The 25,381-nt window shown below is 35.0% G+C and carries 26 protein-coding genes and 4 pseudogenes; 10 read left to right on the top strand and 20 right to left on the bottom strand.

Annotated elements, in window-relative coordinates:
- Positions 1-583: 583 nt before the first annotated feature.
- The gene (locus JFT95_RS15240; protein WP_002121369.1) at positions 584-799 is read left to right on the top strand and encodes a hypothetical protein; all 216 of its coding nucleotides are present in this window, start codon (positions 584-586) and stop codon (positions 797-799) included.
- A gap of 11 nt (positions 800-810) precedes the next feature.
- Positions 811-1,143: a YmzC family protein gene (locus JFT95_RS15245; protein WP_201052718.1), complete on the top strand. Its 333-nt coding sequence runs from the start codon at positions 811-813 to the stop codon at positions 1,141-1,143.
- 22 nt (positions 1,144-1,165) lie between these two features.
- On the opposite strand, the gene JFT95_RS15250 is transcribed toward JFT95_RS15245, so the two are convergent.
- On the bottom strand, positions 1,166-2,881 hold the full coding sequence (locus JFT95_RS15250) for an ABC transporter ATP-binding protein (RefSeq protein WP_201052720.1): 1,716 nt from the start codon (positions 2,879-2,881) through the stop codon (positions 1,166-1,168).
- Positions 2,882-2,950: 69 nt separating this feature from the next.
- Positions 2,951-5,674, bottom strand: coding sequence for an aconitate hydratase AcnA (gene acnA / locus JFT95_RS15255; RefSeq protein ID WP_201052721.1), 2,724 nt, complete (start codon positions 5,672-5,674; stop codon positions 2,951-2,953).
- 287 nt (positions 5,675-5,961) lie between these two features.
- Between acnA and sspO the strand changes: the two genes are divergently transcribed.
- Positions 5,962-6,111: a small acid-soluble spore protein O gene (gene sspO / locus JFT95_RS15260; RefSeq protein WP_002033549.1), complete on the top strand. Its 150-nt coding sequence runs from the start codon at positions 5,962-5,964 to the stop codon at positions 6,109-6,111.
- 37 nt (positions 6,112-6,148) lie between these two features.
- Here sspO and pdaB read toward each other — a convergent pair whose 3' ends face one another.
- Both pdaB and JFT95_RS15270 read right to left on the bottom strand, forming a co-directional pair.
- A complete protein-coding gene (gene pdaB / locus JFT95_RS15265) occupies positions 6,149-6,874 on the bottom strand; it encodes a polysaccharide deacetylase family sporulation protein PdaB (RefSeq protein WP_080683322.1) in 726 nt (241 codons plus the stop codon).
- A 46-nt stretch (positions 6,875-6,920) separates the two neighbouring features.
- Positions 6,921-7,184, bottom strand: a complete 264-nt coding sequence (locus tag JFT95_RS15270) for a hypothetical protein (RefSeq protein WP_201052722.1) — start codon at positions 7,182-7,184, stop codon at positions 6,921-6,923.
- 121 nt (positions 7,185-7,305) lie between these two features.
- On the opposite strand from JFT95_RS15270, the gene JFT95_RS15275 reads away from it, so the two are divergent.
- Both JFT95_RS15275 and JFT95_RS15280 read left to right on the top strand, forming a co-directional pair.
- The gene (locus JFT95_RS15275; protein WP_002014281.1) at positions 7,306-7,449 is read left to right on the top strand and encodes a small acid-soluble spore protein P; all 144 of its coding nucleotides are present in this window, start codon (positions 7,306-7,308) and stop codon (positions 7,447-7,449) included.
- 125 nt (positions 7,450-7,574) lie between these two features.
- Complete coding sequence (locus JFT95_RS15280) at positions 7,575-7,961, top strand: Hsp20/alpha crystallin family protein (protein WP_002033545.1); 387 nt, start codon at positions 7,575-7,577, stop codon at positions 7,959-7,961.
- Positions 7,962-8,006: 45 nt separating this feature from the next.
- Here the strand turns inward: JFT95_RS15280 and JFT95_RS15285 are convergent, their stop codons facing one another.
- Positions 8,007-9,245: an MDR family MFS transporter gene (locus tag JFT95_RS15285; RefSeq protein ID WP_061689978.1), complete on the bottom strand. Its 1,239-nt coding sequence runs from the start codon at positions 9,243-9,245 to the stop codon at positions 8,007-8,009.
- An 84-nt stretch (positions 9,246-9,329) separates the two neighbouring features.
- Positions 9,330-9,722 (bottom strand): hypothetical protein, encoded by a 393-nt coding sequence (locus JFT95_RS15290; RefSeq protein ID WP_002142711.1) that lies wholly within the window; start codon positions 9,720-9,722, stop codon positions 9,330-9,332.
- Positions 9,723-9,854: 132 nt separating this feature from the next.
- On the opposite strand from JFT95_RS15290, the pseudogene JFT95_RS15295 reads away from it, so the two are divergent.
- Positions 9,855-11,057, top strand: a pseudogene (locus tag JFT95_RS15295) (alanyl-tRNA editing protein).
- A 193-nt stretch (positions 11,058-11,250) separates the two neighbouring features.
- On the opposite strand, the pseudogene JFT95_RS15300 reads toward JFT95_RS15295, so the two are convergent.
- Positions 11,251-11,691 (bottom strand): annotated as a pseudogene (locus JFT95_RS15300) (NUDIX hydrolase).
- A 104-nt stretch (positions 11,692-11,795) separates the two neighbouring features.
- Between JFT95_RS15300 and JFT95_RS15305 the strand changes: the two are divergent.
- On the top strand, positions 11,796-12,377 hold the full coding sequence (locus JFT95_RS15305) for a DUF6434 domain-containing protein (protein ID WP_201052723.1): 582 nt from the start codon (positions 11,796-11,798) through the stop codon (positions 12,375-12,377).
- A 7-nt stretch (positions 12,378-12,384) separates the two neighbouring features.
- Here the strand turns inward: JFT95_RS15305 and JFT95_RS15310 are convergent, their stop codons facing one another.
- From JFT95_RS15310 to JFT95_RS15350, 9 genes and pseudogenes are all read right to left on the bottom strand, one after another.
- Positions 12,385-13,482, bottom strand: a complete 1,098-nt coding sequence (locus JFT95_RS15310; protein ID WP_002142717.1) for an acetyl-CoA C-acyltransferase — start codon at positions 13,480-13,482, stop codon at positions 12,385-12,387.
- Positions 13,475-14,938, bottom strand: coding sequence for an acyl-CoA synthetase (locus JFT95_RS15315; protein ID WP_201052725.1), 1,464 nt, complete (start codon positions 14,936-14,938; stop codon positions 13,475-13,477). The genes JFT95_RS15310 and JFT95_RS15315 overlap by 8 nt, the downstream gene beginning before the upstream one ends.
- 65 nt (positions 14,939-15,003) lie before the next feature.
- Positions 15,004-15,579 (bottom strand): biotin transporter BioY, encoded by a 576-nt coding sequence (locus JFT95_RS15320; RefSeq protein WP_201052727.1) that lies wholly within the window; start codon positions 15,577-15,579, stop codon positions 15,004-15,006.
- A 123-nt stretch (positions 15,580-15,702) separates the two neighbouring features.
- Entirely contained in the window at positions 15,703-17,316 is a 1,614-nt protein-coding gene (locus JFT95_RS15325) for a long-chain fatty acid--CoA ligase (RefSeq protein ID WP_149190831.1), read from the bottom strand.
- 136 nt (positions 17,317-17,452) lie between these two features.
- Positions 17,453-18,103, bottom strand: a complete 651-nt coding sequence (locus JFT95_RS15330) for an ABC-2 transporter permease (protein ID WP_201052731.1) — start codon at positions 18,101-18,103, stop codon at positions 17,453-17,455.
- The gene (locus JFT95_RS15335; protein WP_201052732.1) at positions 18,104-18,955 is read right to left on the bottom strand and encodes an ABC transporter ATP-binding protein; all 852 of its coding nucleotides are present in this window, start codon (positions 18,953-18,955) and stop codon (positions 18,104-18,106) included.
- 137 nt (positions 18,956-19,092) lie between these two features.
- Entirely contained in the window at positions 19,093-19,881 is a 789-nt protein-coding gene (locus JFT95_RS15340) for a helix-turn-helix domain-containing protein (RefSeq protein WP_063219743.1), read from the bottom strand.
- Between the two features lie 267 nt (positions 19,882-20,148).
- Positions 20,149-20,709 (bottom strand): GNAT family N-acetyltransferase, encoded by a 561-nt coding sequence (locus JFT95_RS15345; protein ID WP_201052734.1) that lies wholly within the window; start codon positions 20,707-20,709, stop codon positions 20,149-20,151.
- Positions 20,706-20,909 (bottom strand): annotated as a pseudogene (locus JFT95_RS15350) (hypothetical protein). Before JFT95_RS15350 ends, JFT95_RS15345 begins: the two are co-directional and overlap by 4 nt.
- 152 nt (positions 20,910-21,061) lie before the next feature.
- Between JFT95_RS15350 and JFT95_RS15355 the strand changes: the two are divergent.
- Together JFT95_RS15355 and JFT95_RS15360 are read left to right on the top strand one after the other, a co-directional pair.
- Positions 21,062-21,874: pseudogene (locus JFT95_RS15355) on the top strand (GNAT family N-acetyltransferase).
- A 171-nt stretch (positions 21,875-22,045) separates the two neighbouring features.
- Positions 22,046-22,258 (top strand): CsbD family protein, encoded by a 213-nt coding sequence (locus tag JFT95_RS15360; RefSeq protein WP_000160409.1) that lies wholly within the window; start codon positions 22,046-22,048, stop codon positions 22,256-22,258.
- Between the two features lie 22 nt (positions 22,259-22,280).
- On the opposite strand, the gene JFT95_RS15365 is transcribed toward JFT95_RS15360, so the two are convergent.
- Genes JFT95_RS15365 through JFT95_RS15375 form a run of 3 tightly spaced genes read right to left on the bottom strand, consistent with a single transcriptional unit; the run spans position 22,281 to position 23,821 of the window.
- Positions 22,281-22,532: a DUF2164 domain-containing protein gene (locus JFT95_RS15365; RefSeq protein WP_002087817.1), complete on the bottom strand. Its 252-nt coding sequence runs from the start codon at positions 22,530-22,532 to the stop codon at positions 22,281-22,283.
- Positions 22,533-22,543: 11 nt separating this feature from the next.
- Entirely contained in the window at positions 22,544-23,002 is a 459-nt protein-coding gene (locus tag JFT95_RS15370; RefSeq protein WP_201052735.1) for a peptidoglycan recognition protein family protein, read from the bottom strand.
- 15 nt (positions 23,003-23,017) lie between these two features.
- Positions 23,018-23,821 (bottom strand): protein phosphatase 2C domain-containing protein, encoded by an 804-nt coding sequence (locus tag JFT95_RS15375; RefSeq protein WP_199662710.1) that lies wholly within the window; start codon positions 23,819-23,821, stop codon positions 23,018-23,020.
- A 143-nt stretch (positions 23,822-23,964) separates the two neighbouring features.
- On the opposite strand from JFT95_RS15375, the gene JFT95_RS15380 reads away from it, so the two are divergent.
- Positions 23,965-24,774 carry a YitT family protein gene (locus JFT95_RS15380; RefSeq protein WP_000251329.1) on the top strand — a complete coding sequence of 270 codons (810 nt, stop codon included), beginning with the start codon at positions 23,965-23,967 and terminating at the stop codon, positions 24,772-24,774.
- 20 nt (positions 24,775-24,794) lie between these two features.
- Here the strand turns inward: JFT95_RS15380 and JFT95_RS15385 are convergent, their stop codons facing one another.
- Positions 24,795-25,166: a VOC family protein gene (locus JFT95_RS15385; protein WP_002128532.1), complete on the bottom strand. Its 372-nt coding sequence runs from the start codon at positions 25,164-25,166 to the stop codon at positions 24,795-24,797.
- Between the last annotated feature and the right edge of the window lie 215 nt (positions 25,167-25,381).

A 25,381-nucleotide genomic window follows, 5' to 3' on the forward strand; every position in this document is an offset into this window, starting at 1 on the left:
GGGGCTTGTAGCACACGCCGGATTCATCTGAGTGGTGGCTTCTTCCATAAGGAAGAACTGCTCTTTTTCGAAAGGGTGGTGCAAGTGGGGAAACGATTGTTCGTTTCTAGTACCAACCAAAAACTTACTTGGGGTGTTACCATAAGGTGGCATGAATTCTAGAGCGTCAACTGTCTAGCGATAGACGAAAAGACCTAGCGTTCTAACTCAAGCCCCCACTGAAACGCTTTATCTCAGTGGGGGTAGTTGACCATATAATTAGAAATAAACACAAAACTTTCGAGGTGATATGTATTTTACAATTACTTATCAACCCTTTTACTTTTGTTTTCTTCACTTTGCCATTACTATGTATTTGTTTTAGCGGCTTGCTATATAAATTCAAATGGGCTGCTATTATTATTTCTTTTACTGTTCCACTTATATTTTTCATTATCGTCTCGGGATTTGATATACACCTAGCTTTACAAAACTTAGACGCTTGGATTGTTTATAGTGCTGTTTATTCTGTACTTTCCTACATAACAGCAGCGCTAATACGAAGAAAACTGCACATGTAGAGCTTTCAAAAAGGGGGATTTTTATGAATTTATTTGAAAAAATACTATTATATATTCTTAGTTTTATATTTTCCCCAATCGGGATTATCACTTGGATCATCTCGCTCTTCAGTAAAGATCCCGAAAAAAAGCAAGTTGGACGTATTTGTCTCTATATCGCTTTAATCTCATTTATCCTTTTAGCTGGTCTCGGTATTCTTAGTTTCTTCACGATGACTACCACCACTACTATACAATAGTTACAGAAAGGATGATTATTTTGGGAGAACACCCTATAAGTAAAGAACTTCGCTATATACGAATATGTTTAGTTGTTTTAGTAATCGTTCTTTTATTTTTCAACGGTGAAAGAGTTGTTGAAATTTCTACAAATCATGATGCCGTAGAAAACGTTTCAACCAGTAATATGACACAGATTGCTGAAAATACATTTGCTATTCAAGAATATAATCCATCACTAAGTAGCGAACGTACGGTCAAAATTTTCAAATATAATCCGGATACAAATCACCTTACTCTAGTCAAAGAGTTTAGCACTAACGATACTGAGTCTTATACGTATCAACTTAATAAGAGTGAATAAAGATAAGAGCGCTATATAGCTCTTATCTTTTTATTAGCATCTCTTTAAACAATGACTTACACGTTAATAATTCTCTAGGATCCCCGCATTCCACAACAATTCCATTCTTCATGACCACAACTCGATCCGCTATCATCGCCCTCTCAACATCATGTGTCGTCACAATTCTCGTTACATTCCCCCCTAGCCCTTTAAGCATATTCCAAACCACTTCTTGATTGCTCAGATCTAATCCCGCAGTCGGTTCATCTAGAATAATGAGGTTCGGATTTGATACAATCGCTCGCAATAACGCAAGACGCTTTCTCGCTCCTCCCGAAAACTCTTCACCGCTTTTATGTAGTACAGTCTGAATCCCTTTAGATAAACTCCTAATAATTGACTTCGCATTTACAAGTTCAATATTTTTTTCTAACTGTTTTTCTAAGACACCTTCCCCAAAATACATATTCTCTTTTACTGTCGTTCGAAAAAAACGAGGTTCCTGCCATATAGTAGTCATACGAGCTTTATTACCGTAATAAGCAATACTACCATTAGATGGTTTATATAAACCCATGATTAATTTTAAAAGCGTCGTTTTTCCTGCACCACTTTCCCCCACAATAATAACGAGTTCGCCAGGATTAATTTGCAAATGTATATTTTTAATTCTACATCTCTCTTCACCGTTCTCTTGAAATGAAACGTTTGTTAATTTCATTCCCATCGCTCTTTCTACATTTCTGTATTCAGCCGGTATATCTAAAAAGCCAAAAACTCGATTTGCCGAAGCAATAGCAACTTGTGTCATCATCAATAGATCACTCGCATAACGAACAGGGAAAAATAACATCTCAATTGTAGCTAATACCGCCACAAGCGAACCGACTTCCATATCCCCTTTTATTATTTTTTTTGCTCCTATAATAAGAACAACTATATATGCTCCTGTTTCTATTACCGTTCCAACTATCCCAATACAATGTTGTATCATCGTCTTCCTTACTTCTGTTTTATAAGATTGTGCCGTCACTCCTTTAAACAAATGAATTGCCCATTTTTCTTTTTGTAAACTACGTAAATCTTGTATACCTTTTACAAACTGTGACATCATCTCTACAACACTTGATTGATTTTTTTGAGCAATACTTGCAATATTTCTTACTTTTTCCCCCATAATCATTGGAACAATTGCACTTAAAAATAAAAACGGGGTTATCCACCATATGAACTGTACATCGATATGTTGTAGAGCTATGAACGCACCAATAAATTGTGCAATGGCGTGGATGTATTCTATTAATATAGATCCATATAACCTTACCCAATTCGGAATATCAGAACCGACTAATGTTTCTAACTCCCCTTGTTTTACCTTCTCACTTTCTTCAAACGGTAATAAGAAAAAATGACGTAATACATCTATACGCTTCTCTCGTAATATTCGCTGACTTACTTTTGAGCTTACATAATCAAATAACAGATTGTTCACCCACAGCAAAAAGCGGCTCCCCGCAAACAAAGCAATATATACATACGTACCTTTTAACTCCCGCTGAATAAGGTTATCTACAATTAGCCCCATAAATAGCGGACGGGATAAATTTAAAATGGCAGCTACTATTCCGCTACAAATCGCACTAATTAGCAATAGCTTTTCTTGCAACAGCGGCAACATTATTCTTCTATACTCATTCATTGTCATTCCCCCAATTTTGCATAATAAAAGGAAAGGGATGAAACCAAATGGTTTCATCCCTTTCCCTCTGTACATAAAATAAGGAAGCTAACAAATGTTAGCTTCCTTATCATTCATTTCAATTATTTAGTTTGATACTTTTGACTCTTCGATTTTCGAACGAAGAACCATTTGCAAGATACCACCGTGACGGTAGTAGTCAATTTCAACTTCACTATCGAAACGAGCTACTACTTCAAATTGCTTCTCTTTTCCTTCTGCATCGATTGCAACTACTTTTACAAGATCGCGTGGTCTAACCGTTTTGTCAATTTGAATTTCAAATGACTCGTCACCAACAAGACCTAATGTTTCAGCACTGTCGCCATCTTTAAATTGTAATGGTAATACGCCCATTAACACTAAGTTACTGCGGTGAATACGCTCGAAGCTTTCTGCGATTACTGCTTTAATACCTAATAAGTTTGTACCTTTCGCAGCCCAGTCACGAGAACTTCCCATACCGTAGTCTTTACCAGCAACAACTAGAAGGCCTGTGCCATCTTCTTTATACTTCATCGCAGCATCATAGATAGATGTTACTTCACCAGTTGGCCAATATGTTGTATATCCGCCTTCTGTTCCTGGTGCGATTTGGTTTTTAATACGGATGTTTGCAAATGTACCACGCATCATAACTTCATGGTTACCACGACGAGAACCGTAAGAGTTAAAGTCGACTGGTTGTACGCCGTTTTCTAGTAAATAACGTCCAGCTGGCGTGTGCTTACCAATTGAACCTGCTGGTGAAATGTGGTCTGTCGTTACAGAATCACCAAATTTACCAACTATGCGTAAACCTGATAACGTTTCAACTTCACCCGGCTCTTTAGATAATCCTTCGAAGAACGGTGGGTTTTGAATGTATGTTGAATCATTATCCCAAGTATATAAAGCTTCATTTGAAGTTTGGATTTCATTCCAGCGCTCATTGCTGTTAAATACTTGCGCATATTCTTTTTTGAACAATTCAGATGTAACAACACTTTGAACTACATCTTCAATTTCTTTAGCTGCTGGCCAAATATCATTAAAGTAAACAGCATTACCATTTACATCTTTACCGATTTCATCATTTTTCAGGTCAATATCAACAGTACCTGCAAGTGCATATGCCACAACAAGTGGTGGTGATGCTAAGTAGTTTGCTTTTACAAGTGGATGAATACGACCTTCAAAGTTACGGTTACCAGATAAAACAGATGTTACTAATAAATCATTTGCTGCGATTGCTTCTTCTAATTCCTCTGCTAATGGACCAGAGTTACCGATACAAGTCGTACAGCCGTAACCAACTGTTTGGAAACCTAATTGATCTAAATACGTTGTTAAGCCAGACTTATCTAAGTACTCTGTAACAACTTTAGATCCTGGTGCTAACGATGTTTTTACGTAACCAGGTACTTTAAGTCCTTTTTCAATTGCTTTCTTCGCAACTAACCCTGCTCCAATTAACACGTACGGATTTGACGTATTTGTACAGCTTGTAATTGCAGCGATTGCAATTCCACCTGTTTTCATCGTTACTTCTTGATTTTTCAATGTAACTTTCACTTCTTTATCAAACTCTTGCTCATTGAATCCAAGTCCTTGTGTTCCAACTGGTGCTACAACAGCTTTATGGAACTCCTCTTTCATATTTGAAAGCGGGATTAAATCTTGCGGACGTTTCGGTCCAGAAAGGTTAGATTCGATTGTATTTAAATCAATTTCAACAAGATCAGTATAGATTGGATCTTTACTATCTGCTGTATAGAATAAACCGTTTGCTTTACAATATTCTTCAACAACGCGAATTTGCTCTTCATCTCTACCTGTTAAACGTAAGTATTCTAATGAAATATCGTCGATTGGGAAGAATCCACAAGTTGCACCGTATTCTGGTGCCATATTTGAAATTGTTGCACGGTCAGCTAAAGGCATGCTCTTTAGTCCACTACCGAAGAACTCAACAAATTTACCAACTACACCTTTTTGACGTAACACTTGTGTTACTTTTAATGCAACATCAGTTGCTGTTGTACCACTTGGAAGTGTACCAGTTAATTTCACACCGATTACTTCAGGTACTGGGAAATATGAAGGCTGTCCAAGCATTCCTGCTTCTGCTTCAATACCACCAACGCCCCATCCAAGAACACCAATACCATTAATCATTGTTGTATGTGAGTCAGTTCCAACTAATGAATCTGGGTATGCAACTAAGTCACCTTCAGCATTTTTCACCGCATGAACAACCGGTGCCAAATATTCAAGATTTACTTGGTGTACAATACCTGTTGCTGGTGGAACTGCACGGTAGTTATCAAATGATTTCTGTGCCCAGCTTAAAAATTTATAACGTTCTTCATTACGTTTAAACTCTAAGTCCATGTTGAATGCAAGCGAGTCCGCTGTCCCCGCTCTATCAACCTGTACAGAGTGGTCAATTACAAGGTCTACAGTAATTTCTGGATTAATTTTATCAGGATCTCCGCCCATATCTGCCATTGCTTTACGAAGCGAAGCCAAATCTACAACAGCTGGAACACCTGTGAAGTCTTGTAAGATTACGCGAGATGGTTTAAACGGAACATCGATATCTTGAACATCTTTCGTTCCCCATTTCGCTAAATTTGTAACGTGTTCTTCTGTAATTACGCATCCGTCTACTTGACGAAGTACAGATTCAAGTAAAACTTTCACGGAATATGGTAATTGAGATACGTTGCCAACCCCTGCGTTTTCAAGCGCTTTCAATTGATAATAATGATACGTCTTTCCATCTAGTTCAAAAGTTGCACGTGATTGAAATGGATTATGTTTGACCATTATGTTTCCCCCTGTTAAACGTGACTAATTTGTCTGAATATAAAATGTAGACAAACTTTTCAATACCTTACGATAATATCTTATTACAACTTTCTAAATAAGTAAATAATAAGAAACTTATGGATTATCATAAGTTTTCTTTATCTTTCTAAATTTGAATAGTGTCCATGCTCTTTATTAATACTATTACTATAAAGTAAAGCACTCTTTCAGCGTTTTACTTTACGTTCATATATGCTATGAACGACTCATGGTTCGTCTATAAAAAACATTATAGAGGTGAGAAAATGGGTAAACGAAAAGCCAATCATATTATTTCAGGAATGAATGCTGCATCCGCCCAAGGGCAAGGAACTGGCTATAATGAAGAGTTCGCAAATGAACCTTTAACTCCGGCAGAGCGACAAAATAATAAAAAACGAAAAAAGAATCAGTAACGAAAAATCCCAAAAGGTATACCTTTTGGGATTTTCTCTAATGTTTATAACGTAACAAATCCGAAACTGTTACAAATCGATAACCCTGCTTTTTCAGCTCAGGTAAAATTTTTGCTAATGCCGCCACTGTTTGACTACGATCACTTCCTCCATCGTGCAACAGTACAATATCTCCACTTTTAGCATTTTTCACAACATGATTGACTATGGATTCTGTACCTGGATTCGCCCAATCACGAGGGTCTTGATGCCATGACCATAGAACAATTTGATACCCAGCTCTTTTTGCCGTAGTAAATACAGCATCATTAATATATCCACCTGGTGGACGGAACAATAAAGGTTCTTTCACCCATTTTTCAAAATATTGCTTTCCATTTAAAATATCATGTTCTAACTTTTCATCTGATGAATTACTCGCATACAAATGATTCATCGTATGATTTCCGATTTCATGCCCTTCTTTCAACACTTGCTTTACTAAGTACGGATTACGCTGAACTCGAAAGCCAATCATAAAAAAAGTCGCTTCCGCTTTATATTGACGTAATAACTCTAATACTTGCGGTGTATAAGTTGGGTCCGGTCCATCATCAAATGTAATTGCGATAATTTTTTCATTATTTGGCACTTCCCATGTTACATAGCCAGTTGGCTCTAGCTCTTTTCTTAACAACATTTTAGCTTCCACTTTGTCCACTTGAAATATATGTACTGCACAAATTAAAGAAAAAATTGATAGAATAATTTTTCGTTTCAGCATAGTAGCACTAAAAGTAATGAGGTTGTTGAATTCACAACAACCTTTTTCACTTTTCTATTTGATCTACATTTCGCATCATATTTTGGAGATTACTTTCATATTGCTCAAGTTGTGGACGCTGCGTTTCTGATGCTACTTCAAGTGCATTTTGAATCTGTTCGTACGCCTCTTGCACTTCTTGGCGTAACTCTTTTAAATCATGGCCGTAATTCGGGTCATTTTTCACAATATTATTGAATATATTTTCCGCTTGAACAACCCCTTGCTGCGCAGCCTGAAAAGCCTGTTGCTTATCTTTATGATATGGCATAACACTTTCCCCTTCCTATATGAGTTAGTCCTACTTATCTTTACCCGTTTCTCAAAAAACATTCTCGTATAAATTCGCAAACTTCTCTCATTCTAAATAGGGAGAGGAGGTGTAAAATACAATGGGTAAAAACAATAATCAATCTAATCGTCAAAACGAGAAAAAAGGGCAATCTTCTGGACAGCCCGAACCTTTAAGTGGATCTCACAAAGTTAAAAATCGTAATCATTCACGTCAAAAAAATCATGCACATCATGATATGTAAAGCAAAAGTATTCACACACACTGTATCTTTCACATAAAATGTTTATATTTTTCTATTTGTTCTTCACCTCTATTTCATTCATGCATAACATAGTATGAATTGAGATTTTACGGAGGGTGTCTTTCATGGGCAAGAAAAAGAAGGATTGTCTTTTTCATGTTGATGGTTTCGAAGAATGGATGGATCAATTTTGTTCTGATTCTTGTAGTAACTTTAGTTTTCCAAATCAAATTCATATTGACCTTTGTGAAACAGAGCAAGAATACATTTTGGAAACAGATGTACCAAATGCAACTGCACAAAATGTACTCATTAAAAAGATGGAGACAGGCCTAAACATTTGTATACTTTATAAAAACACTTCTTTACAGCGGATTGTTCCTTTACCTACTAATATCATTTATAACAAGATGCTAGCCTGTTTAGAGAATGGATATTTAGCCATTCATATTTCCAAAAACGAAGTTGCCAATAAGCATGAAGAGAAAGTCTTTTTTCGAATTAACGATTGATATAAATATAAGCCCGAGCAACCTTTTAGTTTGCTCGGGCTCATGTTATTTCGCATGTATTTCTATTTTAGAATTTCTAATATATCTTTTTTTCATTAAACCTTTTGTCACTAAAAGAACTGGGAACGCTATGCTTGAAAATATAGCTAATGTTAAAAATACTATAAAGCCATTTTGATATCCATAATGATCGAGAAGTATCCCGCCAAACCAAGGACCAATTACTACTCCAATTCCTGAAAAGCCCATAGCTCCAAAATATGTCCCTTTCAAATGTGAAACAGCTATCTCATCAATAAATACATCTGTCATTGAAAACATTAATACTTCTCCGAATGTAAAAATAATTGTACATATAGCAGCCCCTAACATAGATTCTACTAGTCCAAATCCAAACAATCCCCCGCTCACAAATAACGTTCCAACCATAATAGATGCTAACGGCGTATACTTTTTACACATTTGAATAACAGGGTATTGAATAACTACTACTGTAACCGCATTTAAAGTTAGCATATATGAGAACAACTTTACTCCATCTTGAAATATATGTGCGTTTGCAAAATATTGAGATAGTGTCGTCGTTAAATGTGAAAAACCACTATTACTCAAAATAATCCCGACTAAAGCAACTAAAAATACTATGTCTTTTCGCAAAATCCGAACCGCACTTAACATTGTGACCGGATTTTCTGTAGTTACTTTCTTTTTATCAAGTGGATATTTCTTAAATTGAAACGCTAATATAACTGTATATAAAATGTACACTCCAGCGGCTACTAAAAAAGGAATCGTTGATTTTGCACTTCCAATCTGTAATCCAACAAGTGGACCCATCGCTACTCCAACATTTATTGCACCGTAACGCAAATTATATACGAGTAAACGATACTCTGGTTTCGTTAAATCTGATAATAAAGCTCTTGATGTCGGTTCAAAAAAAGAACGACATAATCCATTCAAAGCGTTTAATAGAAAGAAACTCAAAACATGATCTGCAACTGAAAATCCTATAAATACAAACACCCAAACGATCATGGACCATATTATAATCATCTTTCGACCAAATCGATCCGATAAATTGCCTCCAATAAAACTAGCAAACACTCCAATAAGCGCACTCGTTCCAATGATAGCACCGGTCATTCCAGCCGATACGTCTTTAACAGTCGTTAAATAAATCGCTAAAAAAGGAATACTCATTGAAGTTGCAAACCTAGCAAATAATGTCCCTATAATGATACTCATTCCAAGTGGATGAATATTTTGTAACTTCCCCTTCATCTTTAAACCTACTCTCCCTTTTCCTACATAAAAAAAGAAAGCAAAGGATCTGCTTTCTTTTTCCTTTTTCTATACTTGAGATGTTTATACCCGAGCTGTTCTCGTTATTTCCATATCAATTCCGTATGTAAACTGTAATTCCTTACAAACATCTTTAATTAAAATAGCTACGTTATACTTTTCATTAAATTCTAAAACAATACTTTCTACCTCTTCATATGTATACTTATATTCGCCAGTAATTACACTTTTTAAATCAAAGCATTCATTAACACAAAGCTGGACGAGTAATTGTTCATACTTCTCTATGACATCTTCTTTTTTCCAAAGTAACTCCTTTACATATAACCGATCAAATTTCACACTTTCTCGATTACAATCCGTTAAAATCCGGGTCATCTCATTTAATTCTCGATATAATTCGGAAATATTTCTGCTTAAACTAAGCAACTTATCTACGCCGTTTTCATATGGCATTTTCATTCCCCCCGCATTTTCTTCTTATTATAGCAAGAAAATTCTAAAAATAGCTTCTTTCTTCTGAAATATTAGGAAACTAATTTCAATTGCTTTACAATGAAACTAGCTAACACGAAAGGGGAAAGACAATTGGAGCAAAAATTATATTACAACGATGCTTATCAGCAAACCTTTACAACTAAAGTTATAAAACAAGAGCATGATACAGAAGGAAACTTATATGTTGTCTTAAATGAAACTGCATTTTATCCAACAGGCGGCGGACAACCACATGACACTGGAACTTTAAATGGTGTTCCGGTAAGTAACGTTGAAGAAGTAGATGGAGAAATTCGCCATTTCATAGTAGAACAATTACATACGGAAGAAGTAGAGGGTAAAATAGATTGGGAGCGCCGTTTTGACCATATGCAACAACATACGGCTCAGCACATTTTATCCGCTGCTTTTTGGGATCACTTTAACATACCGACGATCGGGTTCCATCTTGGAAAAGAAACTATAACCATTGATTTAGAAACTGCCAATCTTTCTACAGAAACTGTTGAGAAGACCGCACAAATTGCTAATCAAATTGTTTTTGAAAACCACCCTATTCGTATTAAATGGATGAACTTAGAAGAGGCCAAAGCATTACCCCTTCGCAAAGAACCAACTATGACAGAAAATATACGGGTTGTTATCATCGAAAACTATGACTACAACGGTTGTGGTGGAACACACCCGAAACATACAGGTGAAGTAGGCCCTATTCAAGTACTAGGATGGGAGCGCAATAAAGGTGGTATACGCTTAACATTTATCGCTGGTTGGCGATCTCTTAAATTAATGGGACAACAGCAACAAATTATGAAAGATGTTTCTAAACAATTGAACAGTAGCGACACTGATATTCCAGCAAAAGTAGCACAACTTCTTACCTCTCAAAAAGAAAAAGAAAAGGCAGTACAAGCAATGAATGAAAAACTATTATTTGTAGAAGCAAATGAACTATTACAACAACCTGCAGAAATATACGCTGGAATACTTATTTCTAAAGTATTTACAAATCGTTCCATGCAAGAAATCGTAAAACTGTCTGCTATTATTACAGAACAACAAGAACATGCAATTACATACTTCGTTATTGAAAATGAGGACAAATGACAATGTATTCTCGCTTGTGGTAAAGCAGTGACACTCGATATGAATGCTCTTTTAAAAGATGCCCTCCCTTCTATTGAAGGAAAAGGTGGCGGAAATAAAAAGAATGCTCGCGGCGGTGGAAAAGCAATTATGAGTGGGGATGAGTTTTTAAATCAACTTGTTTCTTCTTTACAGTCAGCAGTGTAGATTATTTTATAAAGTGGATGTCATTGAACTGTGTGACATCCACTTCTCTTTTCTGCTTCGTGCACAGTAGTACAGTAAATGAAATTATATGAACGATTCTATAAGAAATATCGATTTCCCAACAAAATACGACAATAAACACAACTTATAGAGTAAGAGGAGGCTGTTATTTTAGAACAGCCTCCTCTTATGTTTACAAACCAATATTTTGTTTTAACCCTTGATAACTTCCTGCGTTCAAGAACTTTTCAGATGCAAGTTTAATGAACTTCTCAGAAAAACCATATCTACTCAATTCTTCTATCGCTACCATTTGTACATCATGAATTGGATTAAGATCAAATTCATGATGTACAAATGGTAGCGTAATTTCACCTTCAATCCTTTACGTAATATGTAATAAAGATGGACTAGCATCTGGTTTATCACAAACATAGAGTAGTCTCTTAATTTTAACTTCTAATCCGGTTTCTTCTCTCATTTCTCGAATCATCGCTGCTTCTAACGTTTCACCATTCTCTACCCTTCCCCCAGGTAAAGACCAATTGCTATTAGCAACTTTTTGCTTTACTAGCAATACTTTTTCATCTTCAATTAAAATTCCCGTAACACGAACTTGCATTACACTTTCCATATTTAATCTCCTCTTCCCGTTATATTTACAAATTAATCCTTCCACAAAAAGAACATATGTTTTATAATTAAAGAAAATTATGGAAGAAAGAAGTTGTTACATCTATGCGTCCACCTTTAACAAAGTCTATATCACTTGAAGATTTCCAAAACTTTTATTGGTTAAAAGCAGAACTCCAAACATTTTGTCGTGAGCATGGTTTGTCAGCTAGTGGCTCTAAGATTGAAATAACCGAGCGTATCTCACATTATTTACATACTGGTAAAATATTAAAAAACAGCTCTAGTCAAAAGGTGAGTAAAGCTTCCCTCTCTTATAAAGAACTTTCTCTTCAAACGATTATTACTAACAATCACCGCTGTAGCGAAGATGTTCGTTCTTTTTTCAAAGAAAAAATCGGAGCAAACTTCCGCTTTACAGTAGCTCTTCAAAAATTTTTAAAAGAGAATGTTGGAAAAACATATGAAGACGCGATAACGTTTTGGTATGAAGAAAACGAACGAAAAAAAGATCCTACATACAAAACAACTATCAGCGCGCAGTTTGAATACAATCGTTTCACTCGCGACTTTTTCGAAGATCCAAATAACAAAGGGAAATCAAAAGCTGATGCTATCGCTGCTTGGAATGAAATAAAAGCAAAACCTGGTAGTAATGCTTATATTCCTCAAAAAGTAGAAAACTAGTCCCTTTCTAGTTTTCTACTTTCTCAAATAATAGCGCAAGCCCTATTCCACCACCAATTCCTAACGTCGTAATTCCATATTTCATATGCTCTCTTTGTGCTTGATAAAACAAACGTGTCACAAGCATAGCTCCAGATGCACCGTACGGATGACCGAGCGCAATTGCTCCACCATTTACATTTAATTTTCCAAAAGGAATTTGTAACTCCTTTGCACAAGCAACAATTTTTGAAGCAAATGCTTCATTTATTTCAAAATAATCGATGTCCTCTACTTTCATATTCATTTCGTTTAATAATTTGTTCACCGCAAATATCGGACCAGTCCCTGGAAGATTGGGATCCACGCCAACTACAGCACTACGAACGAAACGAAGTACAGGCTTGTATCCTAATTTTCGGGCTTGCCCCTCTTCCATTACAAGAACAGCACATGCTCCATCATTTACACCGCACGAATTACCTGCCGTTACTGTACCATTTTTCAAAAATGCGGGCTTTGTTCTTTTAATCATTCTTTCATAATTCATTTCTCGTTTTATAGATTCATCTAATAATCCATTAAAATAATGAGGTAATATCTCTTCTTGTATATATCCTTTTTCTAATGCTTGCAGCGTTCTTTTATAGCTAAGACAAGCATATTCATCTTGCATCTCTTTTGTTATGTTATATTGCTCTGCAACATACTCAGCCGCTAATCCCATATCTGGATCACCAATTGTTTCTGGTGAAAATCGCGCTCTATTTTGAAAAGGTGATGTACTTGTACTCTCTACTCCTCCTGCAATATAACAATTACCTGCGCCGCCTTGAATGAAATGACATGCGGTGCGAATCGCTTCCAATCCAGCGCCGCATTGCCTATCAATCGTTACACCAGGAATATGATAACCAAGTCCTGCCGCTAAAGCAGATAATCTTGCAACATTCCCTCCCGGCCCCACAATATTCCCTAATATGACATCGTCTATTTCTCTCTCAATTCCTTTACTTAAAAACGTAAGAAGCGGCGTTACTAATTGCTGAACTTCATAATCTTTCAACATCCCATTTTTCTTACCAATAGGTGTTCTTTTCGCTTCTACAATAACCGCTCTATTCATATATCTTCTCCCGGTTTTCAATCATATTTTTTGCTGCATTGCGAGCTATTTTCCCGCTATTTGTATAAGGTATTTCATCAACAAAGTACCATTCTTTCGGTATTTTAAAAGATGATAATCGTTGTAAGCAAAAACTCTTTAATTGTTGCTTTGTAGCACTTCCTTTTACGATAGCGACAGGCTTTTCACCCCAGTAACTATCTTCTACACCAACCACAACTATTTCTTCAACAGCTGGATGTGTCTGTAATACCCTTTCTATTTCTTCTGGATAAATATTAATTCCTCCAAATAAAATCATATTCTTCTCTCTACCAACAATATATATAAAGCCTTCTTCATCTTGGTAGCCCACATCCTGCACTGTCATCCAGCCACCTTCGGACAATTGCGGGATTATAGCTCCGTCCGATACATAGCCCATAAAAAATTGATCACTTTTCACATACACAGTTCCTATCTCACCTGTCTGTACTTCTTCTCCTGCTTCATTACATATTCGAACTTGTACATTATGACAAGGTTTCCCTACTGAATTCGGTTTTCTTTCACTCTCTTCATCAACCAATGCCGTTACAAAGCTTAGCTCAGACGCACCATAAAACTCATATCTTTTTGCATAAGGAAACACATTCTTCATCTTCTTTTTTGCTTCAGCTTCCCATTTCGCTCCTGACGAAATAATTTTCATTTCACTTTCAATTACTTTATTTTCTTTATACAAAGACTCAAGCATTGTAGGAACTGTATACATTACAGAAATATTCTCTACCCTTATACTAGATAGCACTTGAACTGGTACAAACTTTCTCATTATGTGTACCGTTTGCCCTAAAAACAATGCACTTATTGCCCCGTATAAGAAAAGAGAATGAACAAGCGTCCCAGCTATTAAAATAGAATCTTCCTTTTTCATATAAAAATCATGTACATTACAATCAAAACTATGTACCCACGACTGTTGAGCACGTAAAAACGCTTTTGCTTTTCCAGTCGATCCTGATGTAAATCCCATATAAAAAGGAGCGTTTTGTACATTTTCTACAGAATGATATGCAGGAAGATAGTTCTCAATCATTTCTTTCCATTCTTCAATCTCAATAATCCTTCCTTCTTCGCACGATATATCACTAAGCCTATACTGCTCCGCCACAATAATATCTGGTTTACTAATCGCTATTCTTTCTTTAAGTTCATCTCGTTTCCATTTTATATCTAGCGGCACACAAATCCATCCAACCATAGCAGAACCAGCAAATAGTTGTAAAAATTCCATACTATTCTCTAATAAAATTGCTATCGTTTTATTCTGCGATTCTTTTTCATTCAACCAGTTTGCTACTTTACACACTGACTCAAACCATTCTTTATATGTTAATACTCTATCATTTTCTTTAATCGCTATTTTATTTGGTTGTAAAGAGGCATACTTTTTATATTCTTTTGTAATCCCCATATGAGATTTCCTTTCTTTACAAAATAATAAAAAGAAACACGCAAGTAACGTGTTTCTCCTTTTTCTTACCCTGCATTTGTAATTTTTTTATTCTTCAAAGCAGGCGTAATAATATGTTTCAATGAGCCATGTAATCTTGTCACAAGAATCGCTGCTATAGTCGCCTTTATGCAATCACCTGGTAAAAATACGGCACTTACTTTCATCGTCTGCCATATAGAAACATCCATAAAGAAAGCTTGTACAATAATACCAAATACATAAACTACGAAAATACCACCAATTATATTAATACATAATACCTTTATTATAGAAACTTCACGTAAACGCTCAATTAAATAACCAATGACAAACGCTCCAACGATATAACCAAGTAAATATCCTGCACTTGGCCCAACAAATACACCTGGTCCCCCGCGCCCACCAGCAAGTAATGGTGCTCCAACTCCAACTATAAGTAAGAAAATAAGCTGACTTAACGCACCAAGACGTGAGCCTAACAACCCACCAGCAAGCATAACACCGAGTGATTGTAATGTAATTGGGACTGGTGTAATAGCAAGAGCAATTGGAGGTATTAACCCTAACACTCCCATAATAGAACTAAATAAAGCGACGAAAACTAAGTTTTTTGTATTCATATTTGCTTCTCCTATTTGTAAACTTGAAATGGATTTTAGGTAACATATTATAGGAGTTATATTATCTTTCTATTCACTCTTTGTCAACCTTATTTCCTCATAAGTTTACAAATGTAAATTCAATTATTTCTCTTTATGCAAATGCTCAAGTTCTTTTCGAAGTGCCTGTTTTAAAAACTTCCCAACAGATGTTTTCGGTATTTCTTCCATAAATACAATATCATCTGGTAACCACCACTTCGCAAACTGCGGTTTTAAAAACTCATATATTTCTTCTTTTGTAACCGTACTATTTTTCTTTTGAACAACGCAGGCAACTGGGCGTTCTTGCCACTGCGGATGAGGAATTGCAACGACAGCCGCTTCAAATATAGCATCATGTGCCATTAAAGCATTTTCAAGATCCACTGAAGAAATCCATTCTCCCCCGCTTTTAATAACATCTTTCGTACGATCAACAATTTTCACGCAGCCTTCCTCATCAACTGTAACAACATCACCAGTATATAACCAACCGTCTCGGAATCCTTCGACAGTACGATCATCGTTATAATAGCTTTCAGCGATCCAAGGTGCTCGTAAACATAACTCTCCCATCTCAGTACCATCCCACTTCACTTCACCGTTTGTACCGACTACTTTCATCTCTACACCAGGGACAAGATATCCTTGTTTTGAGCGGATTTCTAATTGCTCTTCATATGATAATTCTGTTTCATAACTTTTTAAACGTGCAAGTGTTACGAGCGGGCTTGTTTCAGTCATACCATATGCATGTACGAAAGGAACATTATATTTTTGCTCAAATGCTTTAATAACGCTTTTCGGTGCAGCAGCACCACCGCATAATATTCTCGTTATACTAGATAAATCGTAACTATTATTTTCTAACTCTTGTAATACACCGAGCCAAATTGTCGGCACACCTGCTGCTATCGTTACTTTTTCAGCTTGAATCATCTCTAATAAAATTTTTGGAGTAAACATTGGTCCTGGCAGAACTTGTTTAGTTCCAAACCAAGTAGCTGCAAAAGGAAGCCCCCAAGCATTCACATGGAACATCGGTACAATTGCCATAGCCGCATCACTTTCCGATAAAGCAGCTGTATCGGCTAAACCGAGTGCCATACAATGCAATACAGTACTACGATGCGTATATACAACACCTTTTGGGTTTCCTGTAGTCGCTGACGTATAACACATACCAGCCGGTGTATTTTCATCAATATCTTTTACAAATTGGAAAGTTGGATCGCCTTCTTCTAATAGCTTTTCATAATGATATACAGGTTCTAGCGTAGTATTGGGAAGTTCATCTTTATCAGTCATAATAATGTAGGCTTGTACAGTTGATAATTGTGATTGAATATTTTCAACAAGTGGTACGAGATCTTCATCTATAAGTAGAATTCGATCTTCTGCGTGCTGAATAATGTATGAAATATGTTGAGGAGATAAACGAATATTAATTGTGTGTAAAACGGAAGCAATACCAGGAATAGCAAAATACGCTTCCACATGTCGATGATGATTCCACGCTAACGTTCCTATACGCTCGCCTTCTTTAATTCCTAATTTTTTTAGCGAACTTGAAAGTCTTCTCGTCCTTTCACCTAACTGCTTATACGTTAACGTCGTAACTGTATCATGTGTCCGTGAAACAATTTCTTTCTTCGAAAACAGTTTCTCTGCTCTTTCCATCATAGAACTAATTGTTAGCGGTACATTCATCATCATATTGTTTATAGCCTCCCTTTAAAGCGTTTTCATTTCTGTATATTATAACAGACTTCTACAAATAATTACGATATTTTTCCGTATTTTCTGAATTATTTCTTTGGAAATAATTCAGAAAATACTAAGATAAAATATACTAAAATTCTTTCTTACGATATATAAATACCGAAATAAAAAAAGAAAAGATATATATGATAACACCAAATATTGTATATAGAATTGAAACGTATACAGATGAATTTAAATTTGATATTGGAAATTGTTCTATTAGATAGCCAATTACACTTTGCAATCCAAAATAAGTAACAAGTCCCCCGCATGCGCCTCCAATTGTAATAGCATCAGATTTTTCTGCTCCAAAAACATAAAGGAGTGGATAGGCTATTGCTCCGGCATTAAGAATTATGAATGTCCCTAAAGAAACACTCTTAAATATATCATCATCAATTAGTGTATCTGAAACTAAACCATGTACATAAAATATTCCATACGATAATAAAGTACCAATAATTACAACTAAAAAATAGAAAAGATAGTGACTTTGCACAATGTTATTTCTAGTAACCGGTAAAGTAAGTACATATTTTTCATAACCCGACTTACTCTCATATTTAATAACTTCAAGTGCAGGAATCGCAGCAAATAAGATAATGAATGTAGCAATTAAACGGTACATTGAAGCATTGCCAAAATAAAAAACGAATCCCGATCCTAATATCGCTATTCCCATGAACATAAAGAAAGTTCGATACACTAGATAATAGTTTGTCAATAATAAACCTTTCATTTATTTTTCACTCCTCGTTAATAAAACACTTATTTCTTCTATAGAAATGGTTCTATGAGCAATCCCACTCGGTAATGTATGTACATCTGATACAAGTACATTGAAATAAGAACCATGATTCCTTTTCACCACAACTATATCTTTGTTGATTAAATTTAGTTGTTCCTCATTAACATCTACAATGGCATAACTATTCAAAACCTTATCCTTTTCTTCATTCAATAAAATTTCTCCATCTTTTATAACGATAAGGTGGCTAGCTATTTTTTCTACATCACTCATAATATGAGAAGAAAATAATATACCACCATTACTTTTACTCACAAAACTCTTTAATTCCTCTAACACCTCCTCTCTAGATGAAGGATCAAGACCTCCCGTCGCTTCATCTAGGATTAATAATTTTGCATTATGCGACAATGCAACAGCTATAGATAGTTTCATTGACATCCCACGGGAAAATCTGCCTACTTTTTCATTAGTAGGTAAAGAGAAAGAATGAACTAATCGGTAAAAATTTTCTCTATCCCAAGATTCAAACATTTTTTCAAAAACCTTATTTAGTTGTTTTATTGTAAGATGAGCTGGTAGATTCATAGCATCAAATACAACTCCAATCTTCCCCTTAATCTTGGCATCTTTATTTATATTTTCTTCACCAAATATTTTTACTGTACCGCTATCTTTAGAAATTAATTCTAGTACTGTTTTAAATGTTGTTGATTTACCTGCCCCATTGTCACCAATGAATCCAACAATTGATCCTGATGGCACATTGAATGTAACATCTTTTAAAACAACTTTGCTTCCAAATGATTTACTTAAATTTTTAATTTCTAGAACGTTTGACATCATTTCACTCCTATCTTAACTTTTAATAAAGTGAAACTTTAATCAGTGGGGGTTTTGTTCATCCCCACTGATTATTAGCCTTCACCAATCGGGCTTTTACGGGCAGTTGATGCGGGATAAAAATAAATTTTCTTTTATTAAAAATTATCCACTTTTTCTCTCACTTTCTTTTTTAGTTTAAAAATAATACGGTTGCTATATTCTTTATTTTCCACTAAAATTCTGTACGTTTCTAGCACTCCTAAAACACTAACAAAAAGATAGAAACCGATCGCAATAAGTACTACACAGTAAGGATAATACTGCACGAGCTCTCCTGAAGTGATTCGTTTTTTCTCAAATAAAAATGGTATCGCTCCTGCTGCTATGAAACAAAGTCCAACAATTACTACTGCAGCATACTTCTTTTTAATAGTCGCATATCTTTTTGTCAATTCTTTTAAAAAGTTTGGATCAAATAGTAATTCTTCTTTTTTTAATACATTGTATCGACTCTCTTCTATCGTTACAGGTACCATCATCGCTCCAATTCCAAGGACAGCAATGATAATGACAAGGAATGTAGACATTGTTGCATTTTCTTTAAATAATAAATACGGTATTGTAGATAAAATAAGCAAGCTAAATCCTAATGCGATATATTTTGAAATCTTTTGTCCGTACACTATATACCCTTCTGCCATTTCCTTACTTACATAATAACCATGTTCAGTTTCATTACTTTGTTCAGCAGTTTCTTTTAATAAGTAATCAAGAGATACTTCAAATACATTTCCAATCATTATTAACTTTTCAGTTTCAGGAAATCCTTGACCGTTTTCCCATTTACTAACTGCTTGCCTTGTTGTGTTTAATTTCTCAGCTAATGCTTCTTGAGAAAGGCCCTTTTCCTTTCTTAATTTAAAAAGCTTTTCACCAAATCCCATATGTGTGTCCCCCTTTGATTTCTTAACTAAATTGTATGCAAACATTGCCCCTATCTCTATCTTCCTGCGGTTGCACTTTGTCAACTTACGATTGCGATTGTGTTATATAGCGGTTTTCTATACGATTTAGCTAGTTTTCTTCTATGATTGTGGTATTAAGAAAAACAACATTTTTCAATAACTAATTATAACAATTAAAGGTAATTATTGTTATACGCAAACAAAAACCCCCTTATTCAATTAAAGGAGTTTTCAATATAAAATATTTCATTGATTCATATATCTTTTCCTAGATATACAATACCTTTTCGTATCACGATACTTACCTTTAATGAACAAATCCTTTTGAATTGTACAATCGTATTCCATATTCAAACGTTTCATTAATTTTTCAGATGCTTCATTTTCTGAATTACATCCTGCTTCAATACTATTAAGACGTAACTCATTAAAACCATAGCTAAAAAAAGCTGAAGCCGCCTCGGTAGCTAATCCTCTACCCCAATATTTTCGTGATAAGGCGTATGCAATTTCCGCTTTATGTTCAGTTACATCATATTTTATAAATCCACAAGTCCCTATGAGTTTTTGTTCCTCTCTTAATACAATTCCAAGGGGAGCTACTTTTTCTTTCTCATATTGACTCACAATTTCTTCTATATATTTTTTTGTGTCATGTAACGATTGATGAGCATCCCATACTGTATACGTTGACATTTCTTTATCTGAGGCATACTCATATATATGTAAAATATCACTCATATTAATTTCCCTTAATATAAGACGTTTCGTATACAACGCTGGATATGACCACTTCTCAACAATCATAGCGGCTTCTGCTTAAACTTTTCATAATTCCGTACCTTTAATGAAAGGATATTCCCGCAATCTGTACAAATATAAGCATCCACTGGTGAAGATGTGAACATCGTTTCCTTTTTCCGTATTTATGCATAACCGATAAACTCACCTTCTCCTATGTTTTGAGAACCGCAATGAGAGCATGTCTGCACGTCTTTCTGTTTCATGAGAGCACCACCTTTAATCTGTTTCCACTCCCTTCGACAGTTCGCTTCCATTTCCCTTCCAAAAAACCTCTTATTCTCTTACATTTCAACAGGAATCTCAGAAGAAAAATCGTATATGTACTATGAACTATATTAATTGACGGAGGAATCGTATGAGTACAATTATGACAGTCAATACAGCACAAGAAATTGAAAACGCAGAAATACATATGCTTTCTTCTAGATTAGAGGCACTACAAACAATAAGCGGCAACCCAATGCAAGTACAATTGAAACAGTTTGGGAGTGCTACTGCCTTTTCATCAAAAATAATTGCTGGTCCTACTTTTAACACAGTAAAGGGCATTGCATTTACAAATACAGATGAGATAGATGAAATCATCTCTTATTATCAATCACTACAAATCCCTTGCCGTTTTGAAATTACACCGGCTCAAGGCACAACTGAACTATTTCAATACTTATCTCAAAAAGGCTTTTACCAATCTAGCTTCCATACCGCTTTATATAGTATACCGTGACAAGATTTTTTGCTTCCCCCTTCTAACATTTCAGTACGCAAACTGAAAGAAAATGAGTTTCATACTTTTGCAGATATTTATGTACGTGGATTTAATATGCCGTCCTTTACAAAAAATGGTGTTCGTCAAAATAATGAAATTCTTTACAATAAACCAGGATGGCATTTTTTCATAGCCGAAGTTCAAAACACTCCTGCTAGTATAGGGGTACTTTATATAAATAAAGGTGTTGCTTCATTAGCTGCTTCTGCTACTTTGCCAGAATTTCAACGTAAAGGTTGTCATACCGTATTAATTCAAAAACGAATTGAGACCGCTGTTGCATCCAATTGCAATTTAATAGTTGGACAAGCAAGATTCGGTAGCGGCAGTCAAAATAATATGGAACGTGCCCATATGAAAATTGCTTATACAAAATCAATATGGACTGCGAAAGACATATAATTAACTTTCTTTTTCTTTCCATTACGAATGTATACATTTTATGACAATTACCTTTCTATCCTGTTACTCATTTGAATATTCAAACTAAATTTGTTACGCTATTACTAGATACATCATTCAACTTGCAATATGAAAAGAGAATTCTACTCAAACTACAAGGAGGAGAAATGTATGACTAAACATGATCATGGTTTAAAAGAAAAAGTAGAAGGTGCTATTGATAAGGTAAAGGGTGAAGTAAAGGAAGTTGTCGGGAAAGTAACTGACAATAAAAAATTACAAGCCGAGGGAAAATGGGATAAGGTGAAAGGCACTGCTAAAGATACTGTCGGTAATGTAAAAGAAAAAGTACATGAATATAAAGAACATAAAGAAAACAAATAAAAAAAGAGCCATCTGGCTCTTTTTATTTACCCTCATTCTTCTCTAACACATACAAATCTTCTTCAATATTCGTTAATTTCTCACTTACAAGCTTTCTTGCATCTCCAATTGCTTGATTGTATGCAAATGGTCCAACTAATTTAATCATTTCCTCTATTAAACGTTCCGCTTGGAAACGTCCAATTTCATCTAAATCTTCTTCAACGAAAAATTGCTGAATTTGTGCTACAAGCTCTTCTTTTTTATCAGTCGGTATTTTTATGTTCATCATCATTCGTTACTCCTCTATATTTCAGATAATACTTTTCTTAACTCTACCATAGAAAAGCGATTTCCTGGACAAGTTTTTGTAACCCCTTCTAACTCCCTATGGCCGAGTATATTTCCTTTCTCTATGGCAAACTGCTTCATAAACATTTTACATAAAGAATATAATGAATTCATTTGTGCAGTAGTTGGATCATATTTATCAAAATTCCCCGTCATACATATTCCAATTGTATCACTATTATTATCTTTCGCATGTGCTCCAATATGTAAACCTCGTCCTTCGACTACAGTTCCATCTTCTTCAATAAAATAATTGTAACCAATCCCGCTCCATCCTCTTACCTTTTGATGAAATTCGTGAGTTTTATACACATCCCAGCCATCTTCTGACGTATGGTGGATGATCAGTTTATTTACTTTTTCTAAAGGAACTAACTCATTTTGAAATGTTAAATTTACACATTTAATTTCCATATGAACATCCTCCTCTTACAAATCGATCATAATAACTGTTTTATCATCTGGTCTTATTCTATTTTCTCCTTCTAACCTTTCAATGATTGCTACATATTCTTTTATACTATTTTTTCTTATATATGCTACAGTTTGTTCTAACGACCACTCGGGGTGAAACAATCCGTCTGAACAAATAAAAACCCCACTTACTTCAGCTACCTGTAATTCACCATATTGTAAATAATCCATAACTTCTTTCATCCCATTTGCAACTGAGTAGCCGTTTGGCATATTTGCAAGATAGCGATTGTATTTTAACTGCTCCCGAACATCTTGAAAAACGTGTTCCTCAGGTATAGGTAATCCCTTTTCTCTATCTTCCTCTCTCTTCTTTTTTGCACGTTTACTAATTCCTTGAACTGTATCTTTCGTTAATACTCTCATCGCTCCATTTTGAAGTATTGCAACGATCATACAATCACCTAACTGTGCATATTCAAGTTTTTCGCCTTCTATTTGAACTGCTGCAATACATGTACACCAAAGATGGTCTTTTTTTCTCGTATCAACCTTGTACTCTAGCATCTTGTTTTGCAATAATTCATTCGCCTTTGCAACTTCATCTTGTAAACTATTGATCTCTCGTAGCGAAGTAAAATGACTTGAAAATAAATGTGAAGCGATGTATGCTCCATTATGTCCTTCTTCATCACAAAATGGAACTAACGGTGTTGCTCCATCGCATACACCGTAAATCATTTTATCTTCATTACAAAAAAATGAATCCTCACACTCTTGTTTTAAAGGACTCTTCTGTTGATACGTCGTTATCTTCATATCTATATCCCCTCCCAATTTATCAAACACTCGAACTATTTAGATTAATCTAATTTTCCAAAATAAACTGTTTTCCCAAAAAACTTTCAATTTCATATATAATCTTGAAATAATATGATTATTTAGTGAAGGACGGGAAAGAGATGGTCAGATTTCTTGGTGTTATTTTTGGTTCTATTATTATCGCAATTGCCTTTAATCTTTTCCTTATCCCCCATAAAATTTTAAGTAGTGGAATTGGCGGAATTGCTATTATTTTAGGGATTGTAACCCCTGTAAACACAGGTATTATTAACTTTGTATTGAACTTACCTATCCTTATTTTAGGATACATAGGTCTTGGAAAAAAAGTAATTTTTAACACGGTTGTTTCTGTAATTGTATTATCTGTTGCATTATACTATGTTCCAGTAAAAGTCGTAGCAACAGATCCACTTTTATCATCTGTATTTGGCGGTGTCATCGCCGGAGCTGGTATTGGTCTTGTCTTTAACTGCCATGGTTCAACTGGTGGATTTGATATTATCGGTATGTTGTTATCTCGTAAGCGAGATATTAAACTTGGTGGATTCCTTATTGCATTAAATACTGTTGTTGTTGTCATTGCAGGATTTTTCTTCACTTGGGATGTTGCCCTTACAAGCTTACTTTCAATTTATGTAACTGGTAAAGTAATTGATGCCGTTCATACGAAACATCGTAAAGTTACACTTATGATTGTAACAAATCAAGCAGAAGAAATGAAAAAAAAGCTTCTTTCAACTGTAGTACGTGGAATTACGTTACTTGATGGTGAAGGTGCTTATTCAAACGAGAAAAAACGTGTACTTATGACAGTCGTTTCACGTGAAGAATTAGCAAGTATGAAACTAACGATTTCGGAAATTGATCCTCATGCATTCGTTAATATTACGGAGACTGTTGAAGTATTAGGATTGTTTAGAAAAGTGTAAAAAACTAGGTGGACCTTCACCTAGTTTTTATTTTCCATAAATTCAATTCGATTTCCAAACGGATCTGACACGTAAAATCTGATTATATCTGGTCGCGCATGATCATCTATTACTTCAACATCTTGCTTTATTAACTCTTGTTTAAATTCATCAATTTTTAAAACATAAAAAGCTGGATGCGCTTTTTTAGCTGGATTAAAGTTTTGCTCAACTCCGATATGAATCTCTTGATTTCCACACTTAAACCAACACCCACCACGCTTCTTTAATTCCTCCGGCTTTGGAATTTCCTCCATTCCAATTTTATTACCATAAAATTCTCGCGCTTCTTCTTCACATCCTACGGGCGCAGCTACTTGTACATGATCAATTCCTTGAATATAATTTTTCATATTCCTTCCCCCTCTTCTAGTCTAATCGTATAACGAAAACACATTCATGTAACTTACAGAAAATTAATTACGCAATATAAGATTCTCTTATTACTACCTTTTATACCTTCCACTAATAATAAAAAAAGAAAATTTATTCTGTAATTTCCATTTTTTATAGAAATAAACGTCACACCTATATTATAGTTATTAATAGATCCATCTTTTTTAGATGC

Origin of the sequence: Bacillus sp. TH17, assembly GCF_016651125.1 — a bacterium.
Lineage (GTDB): Bacteria > Bacillota > Bacilli > Bacillales > Bacillaceae_G > Bacillus_A > Bacillus_A mycoides.